The organism is Streptomyces sp. NPDC058464 (genome assembly GCF_042721035.1).
Lineage (GTDB): Bacteria > Actinomycetota > Actinomycetes > Streptomycetales > Streptomycetaceae > Streptomyces.
In genome coordinates this window covers 1-24,064 of sequence record NZ_JBHXMA010000080.1, presented here as the reverse complement: position 1 = coordinate 24,064, position 24,064 = coordinate 1, and the positions used below count along the sequence as shown (strand labels likewise).

23 protein-coding genes and 2 pseudogenes are annotated in these 24,064 nt (G+C 72.5%); 16 read left to right on the top strand and 9 right to left on the bottom strand.

From position 1 onward, the window contains the following. Nucleotides 1-23 precede the first annotated feature (23 nt). Nucleotides 24-896, bottom strand: a complete 873-nt coding sequence (gene purU, locus ACFWPQ_RS49960; RefSeq protein ID WP_384051453.1) for a formyltetrahydrofolate deformylase — start codon at nucleotides 894-896, stop codon at nucleotides 24-26. A gap of 144 nt (nucleotides 897-1,040) precedes the next feature. Continuing rightward, complete coding sequence (locus ACFWPQ_RS49955) at nucleotides 1,041-2,090, bottom strand: acyl-CoA dehydrogenase family protein (RefSeq protein ID WP_384051450.1); 1,050 nt, start codon at nucleotides 2,088-2,090, stop codon at nucleotides 1,041-1,043. A gap of 171 nt (nucleotides 2,091-2,261) precedes the next feature. On the opposite strand from ACFWPQ_RS49955, the gene ACFWPQ_RS49950 reads away from it, so the two are divergent. The 5 genes and pseudogenes from ACFWPQ_RS49950 (at nucleotide 2,262) to ACFWPQ_RS49930 (ending at nucleotide 7,163) form a co-directional block, all read left to right on the top strand. After that, nucleotides 2,262-2,612 (top strand): YciI family protein, encoded by a 351-nt coding sequence (locus tag ACFWPQ_RS49950; RefSeq protein WP_384051463.1) that lies wholly within the window; start codon nucleotides 2,262-2,264, stop codon nucleotides 2,610-2,612. Beyond that, nucleotides 2,612-3,805, top strand: coding sequence for an RNA polymerase sigma factor (locus ACFWPQ_RS49945; protein WP_384051447.1), 1,194 nt, complete (start codon nucleotides 2,612-2,614; stop codon nucleotides 3,803-3,805). The genes ACFWPQ_RS49950 and ACFWPQ_RS49945 overlap by 1 nt, the downstream gene beginning before the upstream one ends. Nucleotides 3,806-3,952: 147 nt before the next feature. Further along, nucleotides 3,953-5,275: an aldehyde dehydrogenase family protein gene (locus tag ACFWPQ_RS49940; protein WP_384051460.1), complete on the top strand. Its 1,323-nt coding sequence runs from the start codon at nucleotides 3,953-3,955 to the stop codon at nucleotides 5,273-5,275. Nucleotides 5,276-5,826: 551 nt separating this feature from the next. Beyond that, nucleotides 5,827-6,222, top strand: a pseudogene (locus ACFWPQ_RS49935) (chitinase); the annotation flags it as partial. A gap of 35 nt (nucleotides 6,223-6,257) precedes the next feature. Further along, nucleotides 6,258-7,163: an oxidoreductase gene (locus ACFWPQ_RS49930; RefSeq protein WP_384051444.1), complete on the top strand. Its 906-nt coding sequence runs from the start codon at nucleotides 6,258-6,260 to the stop codon at nucleotides 7,161-7,163. 9 nt (nucleotides 7,164-7,172) lie between these two features. Here the strand turns inward: ACFWPQ_RS49930 and ACFWPQ_RS49925 are convergent, their stop codons facing one another. After that, nucleotides 7,173-7,631, bottom strand: a complete 459-nt coding sequence (locus ACFWPQ_RS49925; protein ID WP_384051440.1) for a pyridoxamine 5'-phosphate oxidase family protein — start codon at nucleotides 7,629-7,631, stop codon at nucleotides 7,173-7,175. A 252-nt stretch (nucleotides 7,632-7,883) separates the two neighbouring features. On the opposite strand from ACFWPQ_RS49925, the gene ACFWPQ_RS49920 reads away from it, so the two are divergent. The 4 genes from ACFWPQ_RS49920 to ACFWPQ_RS49905 all read left to right on the top strand — a co-directional run bounded on the left by ACFWPQ_RS49920 (nucleotide 7,884) and on the right by ACFWPQ_RS49905 (nucleotide 10,857). Next, nucleotides 7,884-8,264, top strand: a complete 381-nt coding sequence (locus ACFWPQ_RS49920) for a BlaI/MecI/CopY family transcriptional regulator (protein WP_384051437.1) — start codon at nucleotides 7,884-7,886, stop codon at nucleotides 8,262-8,264. Beyond that, nucleotides 8,264-9,196: a M48 family metalloprotease gene (locus ACFWPQ_RS49915; RefSeq protein WP_384051456.1), complete on the top strand. Its 933-nt coding sequence runs from the start codon at nucleotides 8,264-8,266 to the stop codon at nucleotides 9,194-9,196. The genes ACFWPQ_RS49920 and ACFWPQ_RS49915 overlap by 1 nt, the downstream gene beginning before the upstream one ends. A gap of 159 nt (nucleotides 9,197-9,355) precedes the next feature. Further along, nucleotides 9,356-9,748, top strand: coding sequence for a VOC family protein (locus tag ACFWPQ_RS49910; protein WP_384051433.1), 393 nt, complete (start codon nucleotides 9,356-9,358; stop codon nucleotides 9,746-9,748). 38 nt (nucleotides 9,749-9,786) lie between these two features. Then, nucleotides 9,787-10,857 (top strand): adenosine deaminase, encoded by a 1,071-nt coding sequence (locus ACFWPQ_RS49905; protein ID WP_384051430.1) that lies wholly within the window; start codon nucleotides 9,787-9,789, stop codon nucleotides 10,855-10,857. On the opposite strand, the gene ACFWPQ_RS49900 is transcribed toward ACFWPQ_RS49905, so the two are convergent. From ACFWPQ_RS49900 to ACFWPQ_RS49890, 3 genes are read right to left on the bottom strand one after another with little or no spacing between them, the layout of a single operon-like run. Beyond that, nucleotides 10,839-11,354: a DinB family protein gene (locus ACFWPQ_RS49900; RefSeq protein WP_384051427.1), complete on the bottom strand. Its 516-nt coding sequence runs from the start codon at nucleotides 11,352-11,354 to the stop codon at nucleotides 10,839-10,841. The genes ACFWPQ_RS49905 and ACFWPQ_RS49900 overlap by 19 nt on opposite strands. Before the next feature lie 27 nt (nucleotides 11,355-11,381). Then, complete coding sequence (locus ACFWPQ_RS49895; RefSeq protein WP_384051424.1) at nucleotides 11,382-12,875, bottom strand: carotenoid oxygenase family protein; 1,494 nt, start codon at nucleotides 12,873-12,875, stop codon at nucleotides 11,382-11,384. A 57-nt stretch (nucleotides 12,876-12,932) separates the two neighbouring features. After that, complete coding sequence (locus ACFWPQ_RS49890) at nucleotides 12,933-13,847, bottom strand: LysR substrate-binding domain-containing protein (protein WP_384051422.1); 915 nt, start codon at nucleotides 13,845-13,847, stop codon at nucleotides 12,933-12,935. Nucleotides 13,848-13,958: 111 nt separating this feature from the next. On the opposite strand from ACFWPQ_RS49890, the gene mgrA reads away from it, so the two are divergent. Next, nucleotides 13,959-14,951 (top strand): L-glyceraldehyde 3-phosphate reductase, encoded by a 993-nt coding sequence (gene mgrA, locus ACFWPQ_RS49885; RefSeq protein WP_384051419.1) that lies wholly within the window; start codon nucleotides 13,959-13,961, stop codon nucleotides 14,949-14,951. Here mgrA and ACFWPQ_RS49880 read toward each other — a convergent pair. Together ACFWPQ_RS49880 and ACFWPQ_RS49875 are read right to left on the bottom strand one after the other, a co-directional pair. Beyond that, entirely contained in the window at nucleotides 14,941-15,228 is a 288-nt protein-coding gene (locus tag ACFWPQ_RS49880; RefSeq protein WP_361301663.1) for a DUF1905 domain-containing protein, read from the bottom strand. The genes mgrA and ACFWPQ_RS49880 overlap by 11 nt on opposite strands. A gap of 77 nt (nucleotides 15,229-15,305) precedes the next feature. Then, nucleotides 15,306-15,689, bottom strand: coding sequence for a nuclear transport factor 2 family protein (locus ACFWPQ_RS49875; RefSeq protein ID WP_384051416.1), 384 nt, complete (start codon nucleotides 15,687-15,689; stop codon nucleotides 15,306-15,308). A gap of 310 nt (nucleotides 15,690-15,999) precedes the next feature. On the opposite strand from ACFWPQ_RS49875, the gene ACFWPQ_RS49870 reads away from it, so the two are divergent. The 4 genes from ACFWPQ_RS49870 to ACFWPQ_RS49855 all read left to right on the top strand — a co-directional run bounded on the left by ACFWPQ_RS49870 (nucleotide 16,000) and on the right by ACFWPQ_RS49855 (nucleotide 20,313). Then, complete coding sequence (locus ACFWPQ_RS49870; RefSeq protein WP_383709527.1) at nucleotides 16,000-16,410, top strand: hypothetical protein; 411 nt, start codon at nucleotides 16,000-16,002, stop codon at nucleotides 16,408-16,410. A 69-nt stretch (nucleotides 16,411-16,479) separates the two neighbouring features. Next, entirely contained in the window at nucleotides 16,480-18,819 is a 2,340-nt protein-coding gene (locus ACFWPQ_RS49865; RefSeq protein ID WP_384051413.1) for an FHA domain-containing protein, read from the top strand. A gap of 7 nt (nucleotides 18,820-18,826) precedes the next feature. Beyond that, nucleotides 18,827-19,372 (top strand): hypothetical protein, encoded by a 546-nt coding sequence (locus tag ACFWPQ_RS49860; RefSeq protein WP_384051411.1) that lies wholly within the window; start codon nucleotides 18,827-18,829, stop codon nucleotides 19,370-19,372. Beyond that, nucleotides 19,372-20,313 carry a serine/threonine-protein kinase gene (locus ACFWPQ_RS49855; protein WP_384051409.1) on the top strand — a complete coding sequence of 314 codons (942 nt, stop codon included), beginning with the start codon at nucleotides 19,372-19,374 and terminating at the stop codon, nucleotides 20,311-20,313. Before ACFWPQ_RS49860 ends, ACFWPQ_RS49855 begins: the two co-directional genes overlap by 1 nt. A gap of 93 nt (nucleotides 20,314-20,406) precedes the next feature. Here the strand turns inward: ACFWPQ_RS49855 and ACFWPQ_RS49850 are convergent, their stop codons facing one another. Further along, complete coding sequence (locus ACFWPQ_RS49850; protein WP_384051406.1) at nucleotides 20,407-21,696, bottom strand: streptophobe family protein; 1,290 nt, start codon at nucleotides 21,694-21,696, stop codon at nucleotides 20,407-20,409. Nucleotides 21,697-21,851: 155 nt separating this feature from the next. Between ACFWPQ_RS49850 and ACFWPQ_RS49845 the strand changes: the two are divergent. Together ACFWPQ_RS49845 and ACFWPQ_RS49840 are read left to right on the top strand one after the other, a co-directional pair. Beyond that, nucleotides 21,852-23,081, top strand: a pseudogene (locus ACFWPQ_RS49845) (DUF6777 domain-containing protein); the annotation flags it as partial. 462 nt (nucleotides 23,082-23,543) lie between these two features. After that, nucleotides 23,544-23,996 carry an ATP-binding protein gene (locus tag ACFWPQ_RS49840; RefSeq protein WP_384051402.1) on the top strand — a complete coding sequence of 151 codons (453 nt, stop codon included), beginning with the start codon at nucleotides 23,544-23,546 and terminating at the stop codon, nucleotides 23,994-23,996. Nucleotides 23,997-24,064: the final 68 nt, after the last annotated feature.

Below are 24,064 nucleotides of genomic sequence, written 5' to 3'. Positions count from 1 at the left end.
GTGCGGGCCCGCGGTTCGTGGGGTCAGCGGAAGACGACCGTGCAGCGGCCGTTGACCAGCACCCGGCTCTCGGTGTGCCAGCGCACGGCGCGGGCGAGCACCTGGGCCTCCACGTCACGGCCCAGCGCGACCAGCTCGTCCGGGGCGTGCGAGTGGCTCACCCGGACGACGTCCTGTTCGATGATCGGGCCCTCGTCGAGGTCGGGCGTCACGTAGTGCGCCGTGGCGCCGACGAGCTTGACGCCACGGTGGTGTGCCTGGACGTAGGGCCGGGCCCCCTTGAAGCTCGGCAGGAAGGAGTGGTGGATGTTGATGGCCCGGCCTTCGAGCTGCTTGCACAGGTCGTCGGAGAGGATCTGCATGTACCGGGCGAGCACCACCAGGTCGACGTCCAGCTCGCCGACCAGATTCAGCAGCCGGGCCTCCGCCTCGGCCTTGGTGTCCGGGGTCACCGGGATGTGGTGGAAGGGGATGCCGTAGGTGCGCGCCAGCGGCTCGAAGTCGCGGTGGTTGGAGACGATCGCCGGGATCTCGATGTTGAGCGCGCCCGTGGACCTGCGGAACAGCAGGTCGTTGAGGCAGTGGCCGAACTTCGAGACCATGATGAGGGTGCGGGTCGGCGTCGACGCGTCGTTCAGCCGCCAGGTGATCCGGTGCTCTTCGGCGACCGGGACGAAACCGGTGCGCAGCTCCTCCAGCGAGACCGCGCCGTCCGGGACGTCGAAGTGCACCCGCATGAAGAAGCGGTCCTCCAGCCGGTCGTCGAACTGCTGACTCTCCAGGATGTTGCCGCCGTGGCCGACCAGGAAGCCGGTGACGGCGTGGACCAGACCGGCCCGGTCGGGACAGGACAGGGTGAGGACGAACTCGCGGCCGGGCTGCGGTCGAGGAGACATGCCATCCTCCTGATGCGCATTGCGCAACGATGTGGACTATACGCAACATGGTCCAGCCAAGGCGGTCGACAGGTCAAGAGGCAGCGTTCTACTTGACGCACCACTCCGTGCGATACGCAACTCCCTTCCCTGTCGGTGCCGCCGTCAACGACCGGAGTCGGGCTGCTCCGCGAGCCGCTGCAGATGTGCCCCGCGGGACTCGCTCGTCTGGCCCTGGACCAGCAGGAACAGGCCCTCCCTGGCCAGCCGTTGGGCGCGGTGGTCCAGGAGCATCGCCCGGCCGCCGCCCGCCACCACCGCCGCGGTCGTGGCCGTACGCATCAGCGTGAACGCCTCGGTCCGCACCGCCAGCCGCTCCGCCACGTGCTCGTCCGGCACCGGATGGTCGGCCAACGCGTACGCCCGGCGGCGGGTCTCCGCCAGGCGGCCCCGCAGCAGGGCGGCGTACTCCTCCTCCACCAGCGCCAGCGCCGCCTCCGTGATCCCGAAGACCGCCGGGTTGGCGTTGCGGGTCTTCGGGCGGTCCGTCGCCGCCCACCGCGCGAACGGCATCCGGAGCGCGACCGCCTCCTCCGGGACGTACAGGCCGTCCAGGTCGAGAGAGACCGTCCGGGACGCGGTGAGCGCCGCCAGGTGCATCGGCTCCGACGGCCGCAGGCCCGGCTGCTCCCGTGCCTCGACGAAGGCGAACAGGGCCTCGTCCTCCTCGGTCACCCCGGCCAGCAGCAGCACGTCGTTCAGCCCCCAGCCGGTGTACCAGGGCACGGTCCCGGAGAAGCGCCATCCGTCCGCCGCCCGCCGTACCCGCACGGGGACCCGCGGGTACGACCGCAGATGCGCATACGCCACCCCCGACAGCAGCTCACCACGCGCCAGCGGGCCCAGCAGGCGTTCCCGCACCGGCAGGTCGGTCCCCGCCAGGGTCAGCACGGGTGTCTGGTGCTGCGTCTGCACGAACCAGGTCGAGCAGCACGCCCCGGCCAGGATCTCCGCCGTCTCCCGCACCACGGACGTGGGCGCCGCCGAGCCGCCGTACGCCACCGGCGCGCTCATCCCGAGCAGGCCCGAGCGCTTCACCGCCTCGATGTGGCCCGGGGGGACGCCCTCCTGGTCGACGCGCTCGGCGGCGGGGGAGAGGAGTCCGTCGGCGAGTTCCCGGGCGCGGGCGACGAGCGGATGCGCGGCGATGGTCATGGCGAAGATTCTTTCGGCTTCCCGGCGTGCGGTGTCGATCCGGTGGCCCGCCGTTCGTGTAGAAGGCGGGAACACCCCAGAAAGGACCCCACGGAGCACCGCACGGAGCACCGCACGGAACGCCCCGTGGCACACCTCACGGCACACCTCACGACGACCGAGGAGAACATCATGAAGCACTACCTGCTCAGCGTGGTCCAGCCCGCCGGTGCTACCCCGCCCCCGCCCGACGCGCTCGCCGCGATCATGCGTGACGTCGAGGCGTTCAACGACGAGCTGCGCGCCGCCGGCGCCTGGGTCTTCGCGGGCGGGCTGCACGGTCCGGAGACGGCCACCATGCTGCGGCCCGGGGGCGGGGACGTACTGATCACCGACGGGCCCTACGCCGAGGGCAAGGAGTACCTGGGCGGGATCTGTCTCATCCGGGCCGAGGATCTCGACGCCGCCCTGGAGTGGGGCCGCAAGGCCGCCCTCGCCACCACCCTCCCCATCGAGGTACGGCCCTTCGTGGACCAGCACTGATGGCGGACGCCGTCGACGTCGAGGCCGTCTTCCGCGCCGAGTACGGGCGCGCGGTCTCCGTCCTGGTCCGTTTCCTCGGCGACATCGACCTCGCCGAGGAAGCGGTCCAGGACGCCTTCGCCACGGCGCTCGACGGCTGGCCGCGCACCGGGGTGCCGCCGAGCCCGGCCGGCTGGATCATCACCACCGCGCGCAACCGCGCGATCGACCGGCTGCGCCGCGAGTCCTCCCGGGACGCCCGGCACGCCGAGGCCGCCCGGCTGTACGTGCCCGACCCACCGGCCGAGGAGGGCCCCGTGCGCGACGAACGGCTCCGGCTGATCTTCACCTGCTGCCACCCCGCGCTCGCCCTCCCGTCCCGGGTCGCCCTGACCCTGCGCCTGCTCGGCGGGCTCAGCACGGCCCGCATCGCCCGAGCCTTCCTGGTCCCCGAGCCCACCCTCGCGCAGCGCCTGGTACGCGCCAAGGCGAAGATCCGCGACGCGGGGATCCCCTACCGGGTCCCGAAGGACGCCGACCTCCCCGACCGGCTGAACGGGGTCCTGGCCGTCGTCTACCTCGTCTTCAACGAGGGGTACGGCGGCGATCCCGCGCTGTGCGCCGAAGCCGTACGCCTGGGACGGCTGCTGTACGAACTGATGCCGGACGAGCCCGAGGCCGCCGGGCTGCTCGCGCTGATGCTGCTGGTAGAGGCCCGGCGGCCCGCCCGGGAGCCGGCCGCGGGCGAGCTGGTGCCGCTGCCCGAGCAGGACCGCGGACGGTGGGACCGCGAGCTGATCGCCGAGGGGCAGGACCTCGTCCGGCGCTGCCTGCGCCGCAACCGCCCCGGGCCCTACCAGATCCAGGCCGCGATCAACGCCGTACACAGCGACGCACCCACCGCCGAGGCCACCGACTGGGGGCAGATCCTGCGGCTGTACGACCAGCTCATGGCCGTCGCCGCGAGCCCGGTCGTGGCGCTGAACCGCGCGGTCGCGGTCGCCGAGGTCACGGGCCCGGCCGCCGCGCTGGAGCTGGTCGACGCACTCGACCTGCCCGGTTACCACGTGCTGCACGCCGTCCGCGCCGACCTGCTGCGCCGGCTCGGCCGGGACGCCGAGGCGATCGCCGAGTACGACGCCGCCATCGCGCTCGCCGACAGCCTTCCCGAACGGGCACACCTCGCACGACGGCGGGGCGAACTCACCGGCTGACCAGATGTGATCCAGGTCGAGCGCAGTACTTTCACGATGCCGGAATTTACTTCGGACCCTGAATGGTTGCAAAGTACATCTGAACGTTCGAGACCTTCAAGACCACAGTCGGGCCCCTGGCCCGTGCGCATCACCAGCGAGGCATCCGTGAACCAGCCCACCCCCGAGCAGCCCGCCGACATCGTGGCCCGGCTGCGCGCCACCTTCCGCACCGGCCGCACCAAGCCCGTCGAGTGGCGCACCGGCCAGCTCCGCCGGCTGCGCGCCATGCTCACGGAGCGCGGCGAGGAGATCGCGGCCGCCCTCCACGCGGACCTGGGCAAGAGCATCCGTGAGGCCTACGGCTCGGAGATCGACTTCACCGTCCGGGAGATCGACCACACCCTCGACCACCTGGAGGAGTGGCTGCGTCCCGAGTCCGCGCCGGTCCCGAAGCACCTGGGCGGCGACGCGACCGCCTGGACGCAGTACGACCCGCTCGGCGTCGTTCTCGTCATCGCCCCGTGGAACTACCCGGCCCAGCTGCTGCTCGCCCCCGTGGCCGGTGCCCTCGCCGCCGGCAACGCGGTCGTCGCCAAGCCCAGCGAGCTGGCGCCCGCGACCTCGGCCGTACTGGCCCGGCTGCTCCCGGCCTACCTCGACACCGAGGCGGTCGCCGTCGTCGAGGGCGGCATCCCGGAGACCACGGCCCTGCTCGCCGAGCGCTTCGACCACATCTTCTACACCGGCAACGGCGCGGTCGGCCGGATCGTGATGCGGGCCGCCGCCGAGCACCTCACCCCGGTCGCCCTCGAACTCGGCGGCAAGTCCCCGGCGTTCGTCGACCGCGACGCCGACCTCACCGTCGTCGCGGAGCGGCTGGCGCGCGGCAAGTTCCTCAACGCCGGGCAGACGTGTGTGGCCCCCGACTACGTCCTGACCGACCCGGAGACGGCGGCGGCCCTGGAGCCCGCCCTGGCCAAGGCCGTCGAGGGCCTGTTCGGCAGCGAGCCCAAGGAGTCCGGCGAGTACGGCCGGATCGTCAACGAGCGGCACTTCGACCGGCTCAGCGGACTGCTCGGCTCGGGCCGGGTGGCCGTCGGCGGCGACACCGACCGCGCGGCCAAGTACATCGCGCCCACCGTGCTCGCCGACGTCGACCCGGAGTCCCCGGTGATGCAGGAGGAGATCTTCGGTCCGATCCTGCCCATCGTGACCGTCCCGGACCTCGACAGCGCGATCGGCTTCGTCAACGACCATGACAAGCCCCTCGCGCTCTACGTGTTCAGCGAGTCCGACGGCACCCGGGACCGGTTCGCCGCCGAGACCTCCTCCGGTGCCCTCGGCCACGGCCTCCCGCTCGCCCACCTCACCGTCTCCGACCTGCCGTTCGGCGGCGTGGGGGAGAGCGGCACGGGCAGCTACCACGGCCGCTACTCCATCGAGACGTTCAGCCACCGCAAGGCGGTCCTGGTGAAGCCGCTGAGCTGACCTGCCGACCCCCGTCCTGCCCGGCCGCGTTGTGACGCGGCCGGGCCCGACGGTTGTCCGAGCGAGGTCCGACTTCTCTGTTTCCGGACCCCATTGAAGAAGTCCTGGATCGGAGATCGACTGCCCGACGTGAGTGGTCTGCGTTCTTGACTGGTGCAGACCGAGGCAGTTGAGTGTGCCTCACACCGTTCCTGGGGACTGGGCAGGAGTGGGCGCGCTCAGCCGCACGCCCCGAACGGTCTTGGGCGCACTGGTCCCCGGCGTACTCAGCCCTGGGTTGGCGACATGCATCTTGTGCGTGGTCCGGGCCCAGGAGGCCAGTTCCCTTTGCGACCTGGCCACATGGATACGGCCAGAGTCGACGGGGAGGCCCCGATCCATCACTCCGGTGGAGCCGGGGGCCCCGCACGCCGGCACCGCACAAAGCGTCCGAGATCGCTCGATCAGCGTAGCCCTGGCAGCCCGCATCATCGCAGGCCTGGAAGCTGACCATCACACGATCGAGCTAACTCACCCTCGTGCACTCTCCCCGGCGAGCAGTTGGCAACCTCCACCACTGCGACCGGAGCCAGTGGTACGGCTGCCCCGCGGGTCAGTCCGCCTACTACGGGCGCGGCCGCATCCAGCTCAGCTGGAACTTCAACTACAAGGCTGCGGGCGACGTGCTCGCCATCGACCTCCTCGACCATCCGTGGCAGGTTCAGAACAACTCCGCCGTCGCCTGGAAGACCGGCCTCTGGTACTGGAACACCCAGAAGGGCCCCGGCACCATGACCGGCCACAACGCCATGGTCAACCAGGCCGGCTTCGGCCAGACCATCCGCTCCATCAACGGCTCCCTGGAGTGCGACGGCAAGAACCCGGCGCAGGTGCAGAGCCGGGTCAGCGCCTACCAGAAGTTCACGCAGATCCTCGGTGTACCGGCCGGAAACAACCTGTACTGCTGACCCTCCGGTCAGGGGCCCTGTGCCAGACTCCGTCGATGACCTCCGAATCGATCACCGCGGACGCCTCCGGCACCTGGAAACTCGGCGACCTGCCCGTCCACCGACTCGGCTTCGGCGCGATGCGGCTGACGGGCAGCGTCGCATTCCACGACGGCACCCCGAGCGACCGCACCCGCTCCGTCGCCGTACTGCGCAAGGCCGTCGAGCTCGGTGTGAACCACATCGACACGGCGGCCTTCTACTTCTCCGCCCTGCGCTCCGCCAACGAACTCATCAACACCGCGCTCGCCCCCTACCCCGACGACCTGGTCGTCGTCACCAAGGTCGGCCCCTTCCGCGACTACTCCGGCGAGTGGGCCACCCCCGCCCGCCCCGACCAGCTGCGCGGGCACGTCGAGGAGAACCTGCGCCAGCTCGGCCGCGACCACCTCGACGTCGTCAACCTCCGCCGGATGGGCCAGGACTCGATCGCCGAGCACTTCGGCGCCCTCGCCGAACTCCGCGAGGCGGGCCTGGTCCGCCACCTCGGCGTCTCCGACGTCACACCGCACCATCTCGACGAGGCGCTGGCCATCGCCCCCGTGGTGTGCGTGCAGAACCGCTGGGGACTCGACATGCGGGACGCGGCCACCGACGAACTGGTCCGCATCTGCGGCGAACGGGGCATCGCCTTCGTGCCGTTCTTCGCCGTCGCGGGCGAGGCCGGGGCGGGCGGTGCCACCGCGGACCACGACGACGCCGTCCTCGCCGTCGCCCGCGCGCACGACGCCAGCCCCGCCCAGGTCCGGCTCGCCTGGACCCTGCACCAGGGCCCGCACGTCCTCGCCATCCCCGGCACCGGCAATCCGGACCACCTGGCCGAGAACGTGGCCGCGGGCGCCCTCCGGTTCACGGAGGAGGAGCTGACCCGGCTGAACGCCCTCCACACCAGGGCCGATTGACGGCCGGGCTCAGACCGTCCACACCCCGTCCCGCATCAGATGCCGGCCACGCAGCTCGTGCACCCCGTGCCAGGCCTGCACCGCGAGGGGCCGGATCCGGAAGAAGGCGTACGACGGGCTGTCCCCGCGCGGGTCCCAGCCCGTCTTCGCCCGCAGGGCCCCGGCCGCCGCCTCCGGCACGTCGGGCGGGGCGAAGACGGTCACTTCCCCGTCGAGCAGTACGACGTCCTGCGTGTCCCCGAACGCGAGCCGGGCCCGGCCGCCGTCGCGCAGGTTGCGGCCGGTCGGGTTGGTGATCCGGGTGGACAGCCACACCGCGTCCGCGTGCCAGACGAACCAGAGCGGGACGAGACACGGCGGCCCGGTCCCGCCCGTCGTGGCCACCCAGACGTCCGTCTCCCGCTCCAGGCGGGCGAGGACGTCGTGCTTGCGCTGCCCGGGGGACCGGGCCGGGTTCGTGATCTTCATGGCCGCGAAGCTACCGGCCGGGCCCGCCCCGCGCCTCGGGCCCGCGTCCTAGGTCCCCGGTACCGCACGTTCCGGACTGCTCCCAGGGCGGCGACCACCCCTCGTCCCGCGACCGCCTCCCCATAATGGGTTCAGGAACGGGTTCAGGAACGGGTTCAGGAATGTGTTCACGGGCGACGGGTGCCGCCGGGCTGACTACACTGCCGTAGACGGTCTGCGGACCGAGGACGAAGAAGGAGTGAGGAACCTTCCATGGCCGACGGGAAGGACGAACGCCGGCCCGCCGGCGAACTCGAAGCGAGCGTCATGGCGGCTCTCTGGGCCGCCGGTGCGCCCCAGACCCCCGGGCAGGTGCAGCGGAGCCTCGGCAGTGCCCTGGCCCGCACGACGGTGACGACGATCCTGACCCGGCTGCACGACAAGGGCGTGGTCGAACGGCACCGCCAGGGGCGCGGCTACGCCTACGTCCCGGTCCAGGACGCGCAGGGCCTGACCGCGAAGCGGATGCACACCGAACTCGACCGGGACGCCGACCGGGAGACCGTGCTCGCCCGCTTCGTCGCCCAGCTCAGCCCCGACGACGAGCGCGTTCTGCGCGGCCTGCTCGAAGCCGACGAGCAATCCGGTGGATGATGATCGCACTCCTGATCCTGCCGCTGCTGCTGCCGTTCGCCCTGCCGCCCCTGGCCAGGCGGGCCCTCGACCGGCTGGCCCCCGCCGTCGCGCTCCGGGCGATCACCGGCTCGGCCGTCGCCCTCGCGGGGTGCTCGCTCGCCGCGCTCGGCGCGTTCGTCCTCACCGGGCTGTTCAAGGTGCCGTTCTTCGCCGCGCTCGGCGAGCTGATCCGGCCCCTGCACACCGCCTCCGACCGCTATGTGCTGCCGCTGGCCGCGTTGTCGGTGGGCGCCCTCGCCGCGTGCGCCTGGACGCTCGCACGGACGGTGTTCCGGCAGGTCCGTGCCTTCCGCGCGGCCCGCACGGAGGCCGGGCGCGGACCCGCGGCGGGCGATCTGTGCGTGGTCGACTCGCCGTGTGCGGACGCGTACGCACTACCCGGCAGACCGCACCGGATCGTGGTCACCACCGGGATGCTGCGCAGCCTCGACGGCAATGAGCGGGAGGCGCTGTTCGCGCACGAACGGGCGCACAACGCGGGCGGCCATCACTACTATCTCGCCGCGGCCGAGCTCGTGGCGCACTGCCATCCGGCGCTGCGCGGAGTGCGGGACGTCATTCGGCTGGCCGTGGAGCGGGCCGCCGACGAGGCCGCGGCGCGCGCGGTGGGGGACCGGCGGCTGACGGCCCGCGCGATCGCCCGGGCGGCGCTGGCGGGGCAGGGCGGGGGCGTCGAGCGGCCGGCGTTCGTGCCGGGTGCGGTGTCCGGGCCGGTGCCGCAGCGGGTGCAGGCGCTGCTGGCCGCGCCGCGGGTGCGGCGGCGGGCGGGGGTGTGGGGCGCCGTGCTGCTGCTGGTGGCTTGCGCGGGCCTCTCGTGTGTCGCCTCCGCGACCGGGATGATCGATTTTCATCATCGGGTGGAGGTCGCGCAGGGGGAGGCGGACGGGTAGGGGCCGCGTCGACGGTCGGCTGCGGGCCGGTGGGGGCTGGTCGCGCAGTTCCTCGCGCCCCTTACCGGGCGCACCTGTGACGGTTTCTGAAAGAGCGACTGGCATCCCCGTAGTTTTACGTATAACCTCTCCCGCTAACCGCTCCACCGAAAGGCCCCCATGCGACGCGTCGCCCTGGTCACCCTTGTCGTCGGCGACTACGACGAGGCGATCCGCTTCTACACCGAGGCCCTCGGGTTCCGGCTCGTCGAGGACGTGCCGCGGCCCGACGGCTCCCGCTGGGTCGTCGTGGAGCCCGGCGGGGAGGGGCACGGCACCGGACTGCTGCTCGCCCGCGCCAAGGACGAGGAGCAGCGCGCCCGCGTCGGCGACCAGACGGGCGGCCGCGTCGGGTTCTTCCTGCACACCGACGACTTCGCCCGCGACCATGCCCGGATGACCGCCGCCGGCGTGACCTTCCTGGAGGAGCCGCGGCACGAGCCGTACGGCAGTGTCGCCGTCTTCCAGGATCTCTACGGAAACCGCTGGGACCTGCTCCAGCCCGCCGCCTGACCGATCGCTCCGAACCACCTGCCGAGGAAAGCTCCACCATGACTGCTACGCGCGTAGACGCAGATGTGATCCGTCGCCTTCCCAAGGCCGTCCTCCACGACCACCTCGACGGCGGCCTGCGCCCCGCCACCCTGGTCGAGCTCGCGGCCGAGGTCGGTCACACGCTGCCCGCCACCGATCCGGACGAGCTGGCCGCCTGGTTCTTCGAGGCCGCCAACTCGGGCGACCTGGTCCGTTACATAGCCACCTTCGAGCACACCCTCGCCGTGCTGCAGACCGAGGAGGGGCTGCGGCGGGTGGCCGAGGAGTACGTCCTCGACCTGGCCGCCGACGGTGTGGTGTATGGCGAGGTGCGCTACGCCCCGGAGCTCAACGTCCGGGGCGGGCTCACGCTGAACGAGGTCGTGGAGAGCGTGCAGGAGGGACTCGCGGCCGGTATGGCGAAGGCCGCTGCCGCCGGCACGCCGGTCCGCGTCGGCACCCTGCTCTGCGGAATGCGGATGTTCGACCGGGTCCGTGAGGCCGCCGAGCTGGCCGTCGCCTACCGGGACGCCGGTGTCGTCGGCTTCGACATCGCCGGTGCCGAGGACGGCTTCCCGGCCGCCGACCACCTGGACGCCTTCGAGCTGCTGCGCGGCGAGAGCGTGCCCTTCACGATCCACGCCGGTGAGGCCTACGGCCTGCCCAGCATCCACCAGGCGATCCAGGCCTGCGGCGCCCAGCGCATCGGGCACGGTGTCCGCATCACCGAGGACATCGTCGACGGCAAGCTCGGCCGCCTCGCCGGCTGGGTGCGCGACCGCCGCATCGCCCTGGAGATGTGCCCCACCTCCAACCTCCAGACCGGCTGCGCCACCTCGATCGCCGAGCACCCGATCACCGCGCTGAAGGAACTGGGCTTCCGGGTCACCCTCAACACCGACAACCGGCTGGTGTCGGGGACGACGATGACCCGGGAGGCGTCCCTGCTGGTCGAGGAGGCCGGCTGGACCGTCGAGGACCTGCGCACGGTCACGGTGAACGCCGTGAAGAGCGCGTTCATCCCGTTCGACGAGCGCAAGGCCCTCATCGAGGACGTCGTCCTGCCGGGTTACGCCGCCGCGCTCTGAAGCAGCCCGCGCAGGTAGGCCGCCTGTCCAATGTGCTGCAGGTCGTCGGACAGGACACTCACCAGGCGTACGCCCAGCGTGACCGGCGGGTCCCAGCGGGTGTCCACGATCCGTTCGAGGTCCGCCGCGGGGAGTCCGCGCAGCACCCCCAGGGTCTGCTCGTGCACCGCGTCGTAGTAGCCGGTCAGCAGGTGGCCGGAGTCCACCGTGACCTTGGCGACCTGCGCGGGGGTGTGGCCGTACCCGTGGTCACGGGGCGGCAGGTCGAGGCCGAAACGCTTCTCCCAGCCCTGGGCCAGCCACACCTGGTCCAGGTCGAAGGCGTCGGCGACGTGGTCGTCCTGGATCCGGGTGAGGTGCCACACCAGCCAGGTGACGGAGTTGGCGTCGGGGGACGGGCGGGCGTTGAGCAGGTCGGGGTCGGCGCCGTCGAGGGCGGCATGGACTTCTTCCTGGATGCGGCCGAAGCCGTCGATGAGGATGTCCCTTGCATGCATACGACCACGATCGCGCATCGAGGGTCGTCATGCGTCCGGAATCCAGCTTCCGTGAAAGCCCAGCGGCACCCGGCCCGGCAGGTGCACCCGGGCCAGCGGCTCGCCCGTGAAGTCCTGCGCGGCGAGGATCAGCAGGTCGGCGGCGCCGCGGTCGGGGTTGTGGACGTAGGCGAGCGTGTACCCGTCGTCCTCCTGCACCGCGTGCTCGCGCGGCACGAACACCGCCTCGCCGGCCGCGGCGCCCCTCGGCAGCCGGTGCACCTGGGCCGTTCCGCGTGCCAGGTCGTGCTTGAACAGGGCGTTGGAGAACGCCCGGTCCGGTGGAGTGCCGGCACCGGCCAGATAGGCGACGGACATCTCGGCGGCCGCCGCCGAGTAGCCGTAGCGGTGCCGGTGGGACACCAACTCCTCGTTGACACGCGGGAATTCCTGCGGCCGGTCGTCCAGGGTCCGCCTGCGGACGTGTCCGTGACGCAGGTCGACGGTCCAGCGTTCGAGCTTCGCGGTGCCCAGCGCGTGCGGTCCGTCCGTGTTCCGCCCGGCGACGTCGAACGGCGCCGGATACGTCGTCAGGTCGATCACCACGGAGGTCCCCTCGTCGTACGCGTTGAGGGTGTGCGAGTAGTAGACGGGATCGACGCCGAACCACCGGACCGCGCCCCCGGACCGGGGCATCACACCCACCCGCGCCGGGTGTTCACGGTTCCAGACGTACGGCACCAGGGCGCCTGCCTCGGCGGCCGCCGCGTCGAAGGTGACCGGGATGTCGAAGACGACCACGTGCTTCCCGGTGAGCGCGAAGTCGTGCATCATCGGCGCGTCCCGCACCGGGATCCGGGTGGTGTGGGCGACGCGGCCGTCCGGGTCCACGACCAGGTGCCGGACGTGGTCCCAGGTCGGGTAGTAGGTGATCGCGTGCAACTCGCCCGCCTGCGCGTCGTACTTGGTGTGCGCGGTGAACGCGCCTTCCAGAGTGCCCCGGAAGTCGTAGGTGCCCACGGTGTTGAGTTCGCCGTCGAGTTCGTACGGCAGCGGGCCGCTCTCCTGGAGCGCGAGGATCCGCCCCCGGTAGGGGACGACATGGGTGTTGCAGGGGAAGTCGTCGGGCGGGACCGGGCCCGGATACGACTCCCCGAGCTTCGCGGCCACTTGGGACGAGCGCACCCAGCGGTTGCGGTACCACTCGGCGCGGCCGTCGCGCAGCCGTACCCCGTGCACCATGCCGTCGCCGAGCATCCAGTGGTGGAGGCGCGGGTCCTCCAGGCCCAGGACGTTCGGGCCGTTGCGCAGACAACGCCCGTTCAGCTCGCGCGGGATACGGCCGGTGACCGGCAGGTCGAAGGCCGTGAGTTCCTCGGTGACCGGGGCGAACGCGCCCTCCAGGAACGGATACTGACGATCCGCCGGTTCTGCCGCAGGACGCGCCGCCGCCGGTCCGGCCGCCACCGTGCCCGTCAGCGCGCTCGCCGCCGCGAGGCCCGCCGCCCCGCGCAGCACCGTACGCCGAGTGTGTTCCGTCATCTCTGTTCTCCCCGTCGTCGTGGTCGTCCACGAGTCTGTGCCGACGGGAGGCCGAGGTCAGGAGGGGCAGGCCCCGTCCGGGGGTGTTGCCAGGCCCCCTGTTTCGAGGAGGTTCATCAGCGCCCGGGCCGCCGGGCTGGTGGCCGTCTCGGGCGGGAGCAGGGCGACCGTCTCGTACGCGGCCTCGTCCGTGTCCTTGAGCGCGAGCGCGGTCAGCGTGGGCCGCTTGTGGCGGAAGTGGCGGGGGACGACGGCGACGCCGAGGTTCTCGTCGACCAGGTCGAGGAGGCTGTGCACGTCGTTGACCTCCAGGGCCACCGTCCGCCGTACACCCGCCGAGGCGAAGGCAGCGTCGGTCGTGCGGCGCGGGCCCCAGTCCGGGTGGAAGTCGACGAACACCTCGCCGCCCAGGTCCTGCGGGGTCACGGCCACGCCGGCCGTCGCCAGCCGGTGGCTGGGATGGCACAGCACGGTCATCGGCTCGCCGGTCAGGGCCACCGAGCGCAGCTGGTCGGTGTCGTCCTGGGTGCGGTACGCGAAGGCCAGGTCGAGCCGGCCCGCCGCCACCTCCTCGGCGAGCGCGCCCGAGCCGGCCTGCCGCAGCCGGATCTCCACGTCCGGGTGCCGGCGCCGGAACGCCGCGAGCAGCCCCGCCACGTGCACTCCGGCGATGCACTGCTCGGTGCCCAGCGCCAGCGTCCCGCGCAGCACGCCCTGCACCGCCGCCACCGCCTCGTGCGCCGACCGCACCTGGGCGAGGATGCGCTCCGCCTCGCCGAGCAGCGCCCGGCCCGCCTCGGTCAGCGTCACCCGGCGGGTCGTCCGCACGAACAGCGGCGCCCGCAGCTCCCGCTCCAGGGCCCGGATGGACGCGGACAGCCCTGACTGGGACACCATCAGCCGCTCGGCGGCCCGGGTGAAGTGCTGGTCCTCGGCGACGGCGACGAAGTGCTGGAGGTGGCGCAGTTCCATGATTGAGCAGCCTAGCCGCACAATTCCATCGGATTCTCCTGTTGGACCACTGCCCGCGGCTCGGGAAAGAGTGGAACCGGTAGATCCTGTGCCCACCCCTCTGGAGTCGCGTTGTACACCGCACACCCCGATCGCTACGCCGACATGCCGTACCGCCGCAGCGGCCGCAGCGGCCTGAAGCTCCCCGCGCTGTCGCTCGGCCTGTGGCACAACTTCGGGCCCGACCGGCCCGTGACGACCCAGCGCGCCATCCTGCGCCGCGCCTTCGACCTCGGCGTCACCCACTTCGACCTCGCCAACAACTACGGCCCGCCGCCCGGCGCCGCCGAGTCCGCGTTCGGCGAGGCCCTCAGGGCGGACTTCGCGGCCTACCGCGACGAGCTGATCATCTCCACCAAGGCCGGCTACCTGATGTGGCCGGGCCCGTACGGCGAGTGGGGTTCGCGCAAGTACCTGCTGTCCTCGCTGGACCAGTCCCTGACCCGGATGGGCCTGGACTACGTCGACATCTTCTACTCGCACCGCCCGGACCCGGAGACTCCCCTGGAGGAGACGATGGGCGCCCTGCACTCCGCGGTCCAGCAGGGCAAGGCGCTCTACGTCGGCATCTCCAACTACTCGGCGGAGCAGACCCGGGAGGCCGCCCGGATCCTCGGCGAGCTCGGCACCCCGCTCCTCATCCACCAGCCGCGCTACTCGATGCTGGACCGCCGCCCGGAGGCCGAGGGCCTCCTGGACGCCCTCGACGAGCTCCAGGTCGGCTCCATCGTCTTCTCCCCGTTGGAGCAGGGACTGCTGACCGGCCGCTACCTCGACGGCATCCCCGAGGGGTCGCGGGCCGCGAGCGACAGCCCGTTCCTGAACTCGGACGCGGTGACCGAGGACCTGGTCGCCCAGCTGCGCGACCTCGACGAGGTCGCCAAGGGCCGCGGCCAGACCCTGGCCCAGCTCGCCCTGTCCTGGGTGCTGCGCGGCGGCCGGGTGACCTCGGCGCTGATCGGCGCGAGCAGTACGCAGCAGGTCGAGGACTGCGTCGGCGCAGCGCGCAACCTCGACTTCGAGGCGGAGGAGCTGGCCCGGATCGAGGCGATCATCAACCGGTGAGGCGTTCGGTGAGGCGGACGCACACCGTGTCACCCTCGCCCTTGCCGATCGCCCTGCGGACGTCGGCCCGCACGGGCAGCTTGTGCGTGCCGTCGCCCAGGGCCATGAAGGAACTCCGGAAGGGGTGCCCGTCGACCGTGCCGCGGATCCTGACGAGCCCCCGGGTGCCGAAGAACACGGCGGACTCGGGCCAGACCACGTAGGTCCAGCCGCCCCGGGCGGGGCTGCGGCGCAGCACGGCGGTGAACTCCACGTCCAGATGTGCGGTCGTACTCATCGACGGTCCTCCGCTCGCGGTGGTCTCTCTCGTTCGGGAGACCGCCGCGAGCGCGGGAACTCATCGCGGACGCCGGCTCACGCCCCGGCCGGAATCCGGTCCGGGAAGCCCGGTACCCGGAGGATCCGGCCGTCCTGACTGAGCGTGACCACGTCAAAACCGGCCACCGGAGCCGAATCGTCCGCTTCGTTCACCGGCTCCCGGCCGAAGCGCGCCGTGCCGTGGTGGCTGTCGGCGACCCCGAGCGGACGGAAGACGAAACCCGGGAACTGCTCGGGCGCCGTCGCGATCACGGCCGTGATCTGCGCGTGTCCGGCGACATCCGCGAGCGGGCCGGTGCGGCCGCCCTTCGGGGCCCACGCCTCGGCGGCCGCCTTGCCCGGCGCCTTCGGCTCCGTTGCGTTCCAGGCCTCGAAGTAGCGGGCGGCGGCGGTCTGGTAACGGTCGGTGTTCGCGGGCATGGCGAATCGGCCTCCAACGAGGTCGTCACTGCTGGTCAGGGGGTGGGTCGCGGCTTGCGGCGATCCGTCGGCACCACCATGCCCCGGTCCGTGCGACGGGTCGATCACCCCTCAGGTAATGAAGACCCGCCGGTACAGCTCGCGCATTTCGGCCAATTCGCAGGGCGAATATGCCAAGAGACTGGCCGGAAAGGTGTGGTGACAGTGTTTCGAAAGTGAACATACTCGAATGTCAGGAGCACTTCACCGCACAGGAGCCGCACGGAAACCCGGCCGCGACGGCACACCGGCGAGCTACGGGGGAGTGATCGTGCACGACGAATTCCTGTGCCATGTCACGGCATACGGCATGTGCGGCGGGCAACGCATCGGCGTTCCGCTGGGCACCTACCGTGCGCCGACCCTGGCGCTGGCGCTGTGGTGGTTACGGGACCGGGCGTCCTGGATCGCGGAGCGGCTGGACCCGTTACCCGAGAACCCCAGGTTCCCGCGGGGGGCGCTGGTCCCGGTCGCCGACACCGTCTCCGACGTGCCCGGCCTGCTGCGTGCCTGGTGTGCGGACGTGGTCCGGCAGGAACTCGTCGCCGACGAACTGGCCGGCGGGCGGCTGGTGCGGATCGCCCTCCAGGACGACACCACGGAGTACGAGCTGCTCGCCGAGTCCATCGACGCCCTCCGGATGCAGCGCACCGTCCCGGCCCTCGTCGTCCCCGTCGCCTGACACGTGACAGCCGCCGCCCGGGCGGTCATGACAAGGCACACAAGTGGTCAGATCGGTAGAATTCTGGCCATGGCGGAGCGACCGGTCGCCTCGACGGCGCCCGAACTCGTCCTGGAGACCGACACGGGATCCACGGTGATGAGCCCGGGGCGCGACTACCACGTGGGGCGCGACCCGTTGAGCGACATCTTCATCGACGACGCCCGGGTCTCCTGGCACCACGCGGTGCTGCGGCCCGACGAAGGCCACTGGACGCTGGAGGACGAGCAGAGCACCAACGGCACCTACGCCGACGGCCGCCGCATCCGGGAGTGGGAGGTCGGACCGGGCACGGTGATCCGCTTCGGCAGCCCCGCCGACGGCCCGTCCGCCGTCCTGAGCGGCCGCCCGGCACCCGCCCCGGACCGCCCCTCCTCGGTCTCGATGCCCAGCCGGACCGGCACCTTCCGGCAGCCCACCTCGATACGACGACTCCAGGCCCGCACGGTCCGCATCGGCCGCGCCCCCGACAACGACGTCGTCGTCGACGACCTGATCGTCTCCCGCCATCACGCCGAACTGCGCGTCCATCCCGACGGCAGCCACGAGATCGTCGACCTCGACAGCCACAACGGCACCTACCTCAACGGCCGCGCCGTCACCCGCGCCCCGCTCGGCCCCCGCGACGTCGTCGGCATCGGCCACTCGGCGTTCTGCCTGGTCGACGGCCAGCTGCAGGAGTACGTCGACACCGGCGAGGTCTCCCTCGACGTCCAGGAACTCACCGTCGCCGTCGACCGCGGCCGCAAGATCCTGCTGGACCACGTCTCCTTCCCGGTGGGCGAGAAGTCCCTGCTCGCCGTGGTCGGACCGAGCGGCGCCGGCAAGTCCACGCTGCTGGGCGCCCTCACCGGCCAGCGCCCCGCCGAGCACGGCACCGTCCTCTACGACGGCCGCGACCTCTACCGCGACTACGCCGAGCTGCGCCAGCGCATCGGACTGGTCCCGCAGGACGACATCCTGCACGTCCAGCTGACCGTGCGCAGCGCCCTCACCTACGCCGCCGAACTGCGCTTCCCGGAGGACACCGCGAAGGCCGAGCGGCGGCAGCGGGTCGACGAGGTCATCCGGGAACTGGGCCTCGAACAGCGGGCCGAGCAGCCCGTGCACAGCCTCTCCGGCGGGCAGCGCAAGCGGGTCAGCGTGGCCCTGGAGCTGCTCACCAAGCCGTCCCTGCTCTTCCTGGACGAGCCGACCTCCGGACTCGACCCCGGGATGGACCGCTCGGTGATGAACATGCTGCGGGGCCTCGCCGACGACGGCCGTACCGTCATCGTCGTCACCCACAGCGTGCTCAGCCTCGACGTGTGCGACCGCCTCCTGGTCCTCGCCCCGGGCGGCCGGACCGCCTACTTCGGGCCGCCCGGCGACGCCCTCGGCTTCTTCGGGTTCGAGGAGTGGCCCGAGGCCTTCGAAGCGTTCGAGCGGGACACCGGCCGGGACTGGGCGGGGGAGTACCGCGCCTCGTCCTTCCACCGGAAGTACATCGTGAACTCCAGCGCGCAGCCCGTGGTGCCGCGCTCCGGGCCGATGGCCACCGCCCCGCCGCCCAGGCCGCGCAGCTGGGGCGCCCAGTTCTCGACACTGGTGCGCCGCTACACGGCCGCGCTCGCCGCCGACCGGACCTTCCTCGCCATCATGATCGGGCTGCCGTTCGTGATGGGCGCCATGGCCCGGGCCGTCGCCGGCAACAAACTCACCTTCGACACCGCGACCAACGCGCTGCTCACCCTGTGCGTGGGCGGCGTCCTGACCGGCGCGGCCAACGCCGTGCGCGAACTGGTCAAGGAGCGGGTCATCTACCAGCGGGAGAGAGCCGTCGGCCTGCCCAGATCGGCGTACGTGATGTCGAAGGTCGTCGTCCTCGGCGCCATCACGGTGCTCCAGGCGATCGTGCTCACCCAGGTCGGCCTGGCCGGCGTCGACATCAACGCGCCCGGCGGCGACGGGGTGCTGATGCCGCCCCTGCTGGAGATCACCGTCGCGGTGGCCGTGCTCTCCTTCACCGCGATGATGCTCGGCCTGCTGATCTCCGCCCTGGTCCGCAAGGAGGAGGTGACGATGCCGCTGCTGGTGCTGCTCACGGTCGTCCAGGTGGTCTTCTGCGGGACCCTGCTGAAGCTGAACGGCGTACCCGGCCTCGAACAGGTCGCCTGGCTGGTGCCGTCCCGATGGGCGCTCGGCGCCATGGCCGGCACCGTCGAACTGCACCGGATCGTGCCCGGCACCCTCACCGCCGACCCCTTCTTCCGGCACTCGGCGGGCGTCTGGCTGCGGAACATGCTCATGCTGGTGGTGCTGTCGGTGGCCTTCGGCTGCGTGCTCTCCCGGCTGCTGCGCCGGCACGAACCGGCCGTGATGCGGAAGTAGGCGAACGATGACGACGACGCCAGGATTCCGGCCCACCCACGTCGTCCCCGGCGACGGCATGCCCGCCTGGGAGGCCCCCGACCCGGCGCGGCCCACCGTGCCGCTCGACGCCCTGCTCCCGGTCCAGCTCGTGGAACGGCGCGGCGACTGGGCGCACATCAGCTGTGCCAACGGCTGGTCCGCCTGGGTGGACGGCCGCTACCTCGTCGCCGTCCCGCAGGACCCGCCGGTCGCCGGCGACCCGCTCACCGAGGCCACCGACCCGCGCGGGCTGCTGGCCCGCGCCACCGAGGCGCTCACCGGCTACCGGGCCGCCGTCGAGGAACTGGCCGTCGGCGGCCTCGACGGCGAGTCCTTCCGCGGCCGCACCCACGGACTGCGCATCGGCGTGGTCGTCGACGGGGAGTCGATGTGGCTGTACGACCCGGCCGAGGGACGCTGGCTGTACGGCGACGGGCGGCGGCTGTCCACGTACGTCACCGACCGCGCGGGGCCGGGCGGCGGCCCCGGTCATGATCCGACCCGGGTGGTCACCCCCGACGGTGACCGCTGATGTCCGGCGGCGCCGGCCTGCTCTCCGAACCGGTCGGGAAGGAGGTCGCCGGCTACCTGATCGAGAGCAGGCTCGGCCGCGGCGGCATGGCCGTCGTCTACCGCGCCCACGACCTGCGCCTGGACCGCACCGTCGCACTCAAGCTGCTGGCCCCCGAACTCGCCCGCGACGACGTCTTCCGGCGGCGCTTCACCCACGAGTCCCGGGCGGCCGCCGCGATCGACCACCCGCACATCGTGCCGGTCTTCGAGGCCGGTGAGACCGACGGCGTCCTCTACATCGCCATGCGCTACGTCGACGGCCGCGACCTGCGCCACCTGCTCGACGACGAGGGCCCGTTGGCCTTCCCGGCGGCGGTGCGGATCGCCGCCCAGGTGGCGTCCGCGCTGGACGCCGCCCACGACCACGGCCTGGTCCACCGCGACGTCAAGCCCGGCAACATCCTGGTCGCCCAGGGCACCGACAGCGACCACCCCGAGCACGTCTACCTCACCGACTTCGGACTCACCAAGAAGTCCCTGTCCCTGACCGGCTTCACCTCCGTCGGCCAGTTCGTAGGCACCCTCGACTACGTGGCCCCCGAGCAGATCGCCGGCCGGCCGGTCGACGGCCGCTGCGACGAGTACGGCCTCGCCTGCGTCGTCCACGAGACCCTGACGGGCCGTCCGCCGTTCGTGCGCGAGGACGACATGGCCGTGCTGTGGGCCCACCAGAACGAGGAGCCGCCCGCCGTCACCGCCGCCCGGCCGGACCTCGGCAGGGCCGTGGACAAGGTCTTCGCGAAGGCCCTCGCCAAGAAGCCTGACGAGCGCTACCCCACCTGCCTCGCCTTCGTCACCGCCCTGCGAACGGCCACGGCCACGGCCACCGCCGCGTCCGGGAACGAGCGGCCCGTGTCCCGTCCGCCGCCCTGGGCCGGTCCGGTCTTCCGGCGCGGTTAGCCCCGCCCGCCGCCCCGCCGATCGCCAGGGCCTGCCGCCAGGGCCTGCCTCCGGGGCTTCCCGGGCCTTCCGGCGAGGGCCTCTCGGCAGCCCTCAGGCCGACACCTCGCCCCGCCGGTGCACCGGGCGGGCCAGCAGCGCGCCCAGGAACCCGGCGACGAGACCCCACAGCGCGCCCAGGCCCACCGCCGACCACAGCACGGGCTCCAGCAGCAGTTCGCCCGACAGATTGCCGCCCAGATCGCCGATACCGAGCAGGGAGAGGCCGTAGTGGGCGGAGATCCGGCCGATCAGGCACAGGGCCGGCATCGTCAGCGCGAGGGCGACCGTGAGGTGCAGGGCGTGCTGCCAGGCGCGGATCCGGGCCGGAGAGCGCGCCGCCATCAGGAACGCGGCCGCCAGGAGCAGCACCCCCGCCACCCAGGCCAGCCACCACCAGCGGCCGTCGTGGGCGGTGATGGTGCGCAGGTTCAGCGTCGAGACGTCCGGCGTGCGCAGCACCTCGGTGAGCACCTTCGGCACCGGCAGCCCGAACGGGCCGTCGATCCTGCCCTTCCAGGTGGCGCCGAGCCCGAGCGTGAGGGCAAGCCAGGCCAGATTCGGCAGTCCGAGCAGGATCACCGCGAGGGTCTCCCTGGCATGCCCGCGGGTGACCATCACGACCAGGGCGATCACCAGGGCCAGCACGACGTACGCCAGCACGAGCACGACCATCGCGTACGCCGCCGGGCGCACCGAGGCCTGGAAACGCAGCAGGCGCCCCGGCAGCGGCGCCCCGCGCGACACCAGGAGCGCCAGCAGCAGGACCCCCGCCAGCCACAGCAGCCCGAACCCGGCCGTCCGCGGCACATCCGTCGTGAAGCCCGCCCGCGGTGCCGCGTCGAGCGCGTCGGTGAGGTCACTGAGCACGCCGCTGCCCACGTCCACCGCGAAGGTGTGGCGGGCGCCGAGCGCGAGTCCGACCAGCGCGAGCAGCCACAGCACGGCGATCCGCGCCGCCCACCCGGCCAGCTCCCCGGCCCCGGCCACCGCCCGGTGGCGCAGCGGCCGCAGGAAGCCCCCGGCGGCGACCAGCGCCCCGACCAGCGTCACCGACAGCGGTACGACCGTCAGCCCGGCGTTCGTCCGGGCCAGTTCGCCCGCGTCCCCCGACAGCTCGACGGTGCCGCCGACCGCCGTCACCACGGCCGCCAGGACCACCGGCGGGAACGCGCCCTTCGGCAGGTCCGCCGCGCCCGCCGCCCACAGCCCCACCGCGGCCACCACGAGCATGGCGACCAGGGCGACCAGCACCACGGCCAGGGCCGGCAGCCAGCCGTGCCGGGCGAGGGACCGGCCGGCCGGCGTGGCCACCGGCTGCTCGGAGGCGATTTCGGGGCGCACATGGTCACGCTAGGCAGGACCCGGCAGCCCCGCCCGCCGGGTGGTCCGTCCGCGTCGGCTTGCGGCCGGTACCGGACCGGCGCACATTGGGCACGATGTGCCCCAAATGAGGCATTTTTTCGGAATGCCGTTTGTCGAACCGGGGAGATGAGCGCGTGAGCGTCGAACCGCCGTCGTCCGGCCGTCCCACAGGCCCCCCCTCCGGCCCGCTGTCCGGGCCCTCCGGGCCACCCCCAGGGCCCCCGTCGCAGCCGCCCGGAGGCGGCGGCGGTCAGGGCGGGGAGCCGCACCAGCCATGGTGGAGGTCGGTGCCCCGGGTCGCCATGCTCACCACCGCCGTGGTGGTGGCCGCGGCCCTGGCCCTGGTCCTCACCCGTTCGGGCGACAGCTCCGGGAAACGTGGCGAGGTCTTCCTGCAGGCCGCCAACAGCTCCGGCCAGGACCCGTTCACCGAGTCCACCGCCACGAAGACCACCGCCACGGCGGTGTCCGCGGCCCCCACTGCGTCGGCCGCGTCGGCGGCGCTGGCGAACGAGGTGCGCGGGGTCGACGGCGGAGCGCCCGGCCTCTACAGCGGCACGAAGAACAGCGCCAGCTGCGACGTCGAGCAACAGGTCAAGTACTTCCAGGCCTCGCCCTCCCGCAACAAGGCGTTCGCCTCGCAGGTCGGCGTCCAGCCGTCCGGGGTCCCCGCCTACCTGCGCTCCCTCACGCCCGTACAGCTGCGCGCGGACACCCGGGTCACCAACCACGGCTACCGCGACGGCAAGGCGACCGCCTACCAGTCCGTCCTGCAGGCGGGCACCGCGGTCCTGGTCGACGGGCACGGCGTGCCCCGGGTGCGGTGCGCCTGCGGCAACCCGCTGGCCCCGCCGGTCGCGCAGCAGACCACCCCGAGGACCACCGGCACCGCCTGGTCCGCCTACCGGCCCTCGAACGTGGTGGTCGTCGCGCCCGCCGCGCAGATCGTCAACGTCTTCGTCGTCTTCGACCACCAGCGTGACAGCTGGTTCGGCCGCCACCGGGGCGACCACACCGGGCACGACGACCGCCCGGCCAGGCCCCCGGCCGATCCGAACCCCATGAACCCACCGGCCCACCAAGGCTGTCCGCCCGCGTCCGGGAAGCCCGGGGCCCCCGGCACCACACCGTGCCCGCCGCTCTCGTCCGGCCCGTCGACACCGCCCAGCCCGGGGAACGGCTCGAAGCCCCCGCCGTCGAAGTCGCCGGCCTCGAACTCCCCGTCCTCGCAGTCGCCGGCCTCGAAGCCGCCCTCGTCCCAGCCGCCGTCCTCGAAGCAGCCGTCCTCGGCGCCGCCCTCGTCGCAGTCCCCTAAGTCCGAGCCGCCGAAGTCCGAGCCCGCGAAGAGCGAGCCCCCGAAGAGCGAGAGCGAGTCCCCGAAGTCCGAGCCACCGAAGTCCGAGCCACCCAAGAGCGAGTCACCGAAGAACCAGAACGAGTCCCCCCGCACCGAGTCCCCGAAGAACGAATCGCCGGCGTCGCAGCCTCCGAAGTCGCAGGGGCCGGCCTCCGAGCATCCGTCCTCCGCGCAGCCGCTCGCTCCGCCGTCCCCGGCGTCGCCCGGCCCCCAGTCCGCGGTGTCCTCCGCCGCCCCGGCCTCCTCCGCCCAGCAGGCACCGCCCAGTTCGGTGGCTCCCGGGCCGGGCACCCGGTCGGTGGAGACCTCCGTCCCCCCGGCACCCGAGGGTCCCGCCTCACCGGCGCTGTGACCAGCGCGACCTGATTTGTGCGCGTTCGGCGAACACTCGCGGGGACTGTCGGCCCGCACGCGGGGTACGAGCATGGATGCAAAGCGACCGGCCGGGCCGGCCTCCTGGAGAGAACGCATGATCGAACACCTGGGCGGGGCAGTGATACCGACTGGCTTCGACGTACCCGTGGAGCCGCTGCGACGAGCGGCGCACTACACCGGCGAGCCCGGCTGCATCGCCGAGGCGCGGGACTTCGCGGCCCGCTTCCTGGAGCAGCTCAGGACCGAGTGGTGTGCCGCGATCGACCCCCGGGCCGACGGCGAGCTGCTCCTCGTGGTGAGCGAGCTGGTCACCAACGCGGACCGGCACAGCAACGGCCCGTACATCCTCGAACTGGAGGGCACGGACAGCGCGGTCCTGGTCTCCGTGTACGACAGCAGCGCCGCCCTTCCCCGGCGCTTTCCCAGGGACCCGGAGCGGGTCGGCCGGCACGGGCTGGAGATCGTCCATGCCCTGGCCGTGGAGGTGAGCGCCGAACGGGTACCGGTCGGGAAGCGGGTGCGCGCGCTGGTGCGCTTCCCCGGGTGAATCAAGGAGCAGCGGGCTCCGGGCGAGGCACCGCGGGCGCCGCCCCGCACGCCGGTGCGGCGGGGCGG

Bases quoted from the DNA above. Each gene is read 5' to 3' on its own strand.
- purU (WP_384051453.1), bottom strand. From the start codon at position 896: ATGTCTCCTCGACCGCAGCCCGGCCGCGAGTTCGTCCTCACCCTGTCC.
- ACFWPQ_RS49955 (WP_384051450.1), bottom strand. From the start codon at position 2,090: ATGACCATCGCCGCGCATCCGCTCGTCGCCCGCGCCCGGGAACTCGCC.
- ACFWPQ_RS49950 (WP_384051463.1), top strand. From the start codon at position 2,262: ATGAAGCACTACCTGCTCAGCGTGGTCCAGCCCGCCGGTGCTACCCCG.
- ACFWPQ_RS49945 (WP_384051447.1), top strand. From the start codon at position 2,612: ATGGCGGACGCCGTCGACGTCGAGGCCGTCTTCCGCGCCGAGTACGGG.
- ACFWPQ_RS49930 (WP_384051444.1), top strand. From the start codon at position 6,258: ATGACCTCCGAATCGATCACCGCGGACGCCTCCGGCACCTGGAAACTC.
- ACFWPQ_RS49925 (WP_384051440.1), bottom strand. From the start codon at position 7,631: ATGAAGATCACGAACCCGGCCCGGTCCCCCGGGCAGCGCAAGCACGAC.
- ACFWPQ_RS49920 (WP_384051437.1), top strand. From the start codon at position 7,884: ATGGCCGACGGGAAGGACGAACGCCGGCCCGCCGGCGAACTCGAAGCG.
- ACFWPQ_RS49915 (WP_384051456.1), top strand. From the start codon at position 8,264: ATGATCGCACTCCTGATCCTGCCGCTGCTGCTGCCGTTCGCCCTGCCG.
- ACFWPQ_RS49910 (WP_384051433.1), top strand. From the start codon at position 9,356: ATGCGACGCGTCGCCCTGGTCACCCTTGTCGTCGGCGACTACGACGAG.
- ACFWPQ_RS49905 (WP_384051430.1), top strand. From the start codon at position 9,787: ATGACTGCTACGCGCGTAGACGCAGATGTGATCCGTCGCCTTCCCAAG.
- ACFWPQ_RS49900 (WP_384051427.1), bottom strand. From the start codon at position 11,354: ATGCATGCAAGGGACATCCTCATCGACGGCTTCGGCCGCATCCAGGAA.
- ACFWPQ_RS49895 (WP_384051424.1), bottom strand. From the start codon at position 12,875: ATGACGGAACACACTCGGCGTACGGTGCTGCGCGGGGCGGCGGGCCTC.
- ACFWPQ_RS49890 (WP_384051422.1), bottom strand. From the start codon at position 13,847: ATGGAACTGCGCCACCTCCAGCACTTCGTCGCCGTCGCCGAGGACCAG.
- ACFWPQ_RS49880 (WP_361301663.1), bottom strand. From the start codon at position 15,228: ATGAGTACGACCGCACATCTGGACGTGGAGTTCACCGCCGTGCTGCGC.
- ACFWPQ_RS49875 (WP_384051416.1), bottom strand. From the start codon at position 15,689: ATGCCCGCGAACACCGACCGTTACCAGACCGCCGCCGCCCGCTACTTC.
- ACFWPQ_RS49865 (WP_384051413.1), top strand. From the start codon at position 16,480: ATGGCGGAGCGACCGGTCGCCTCGACGGCGCCCGAACTCGTCCTGGAG.
- ACFWPQ_RS49860 (WP_384051411.1), top strand. From the start codon at position 18,827: ATGACGACGACGCCAGGATTCCGGCCCACCCACGTCGTCCCCGGCGAC.
- ACFWPQ_RS49855 (WP_384051409.1), top strand. From the start codon at position 19,372: ATGTCCGGCGGCGCCGGCCTGCTCTCCGAACCGGTCGGGAAGGAGGTC.
- ACFWPQ_RS49840 (WP_384051402.1), top strand. From the start codon at position 23,544: ATGATCGAACACCTGGGCGGGGCAGTGATACCGACTGGCTTCGACGTA.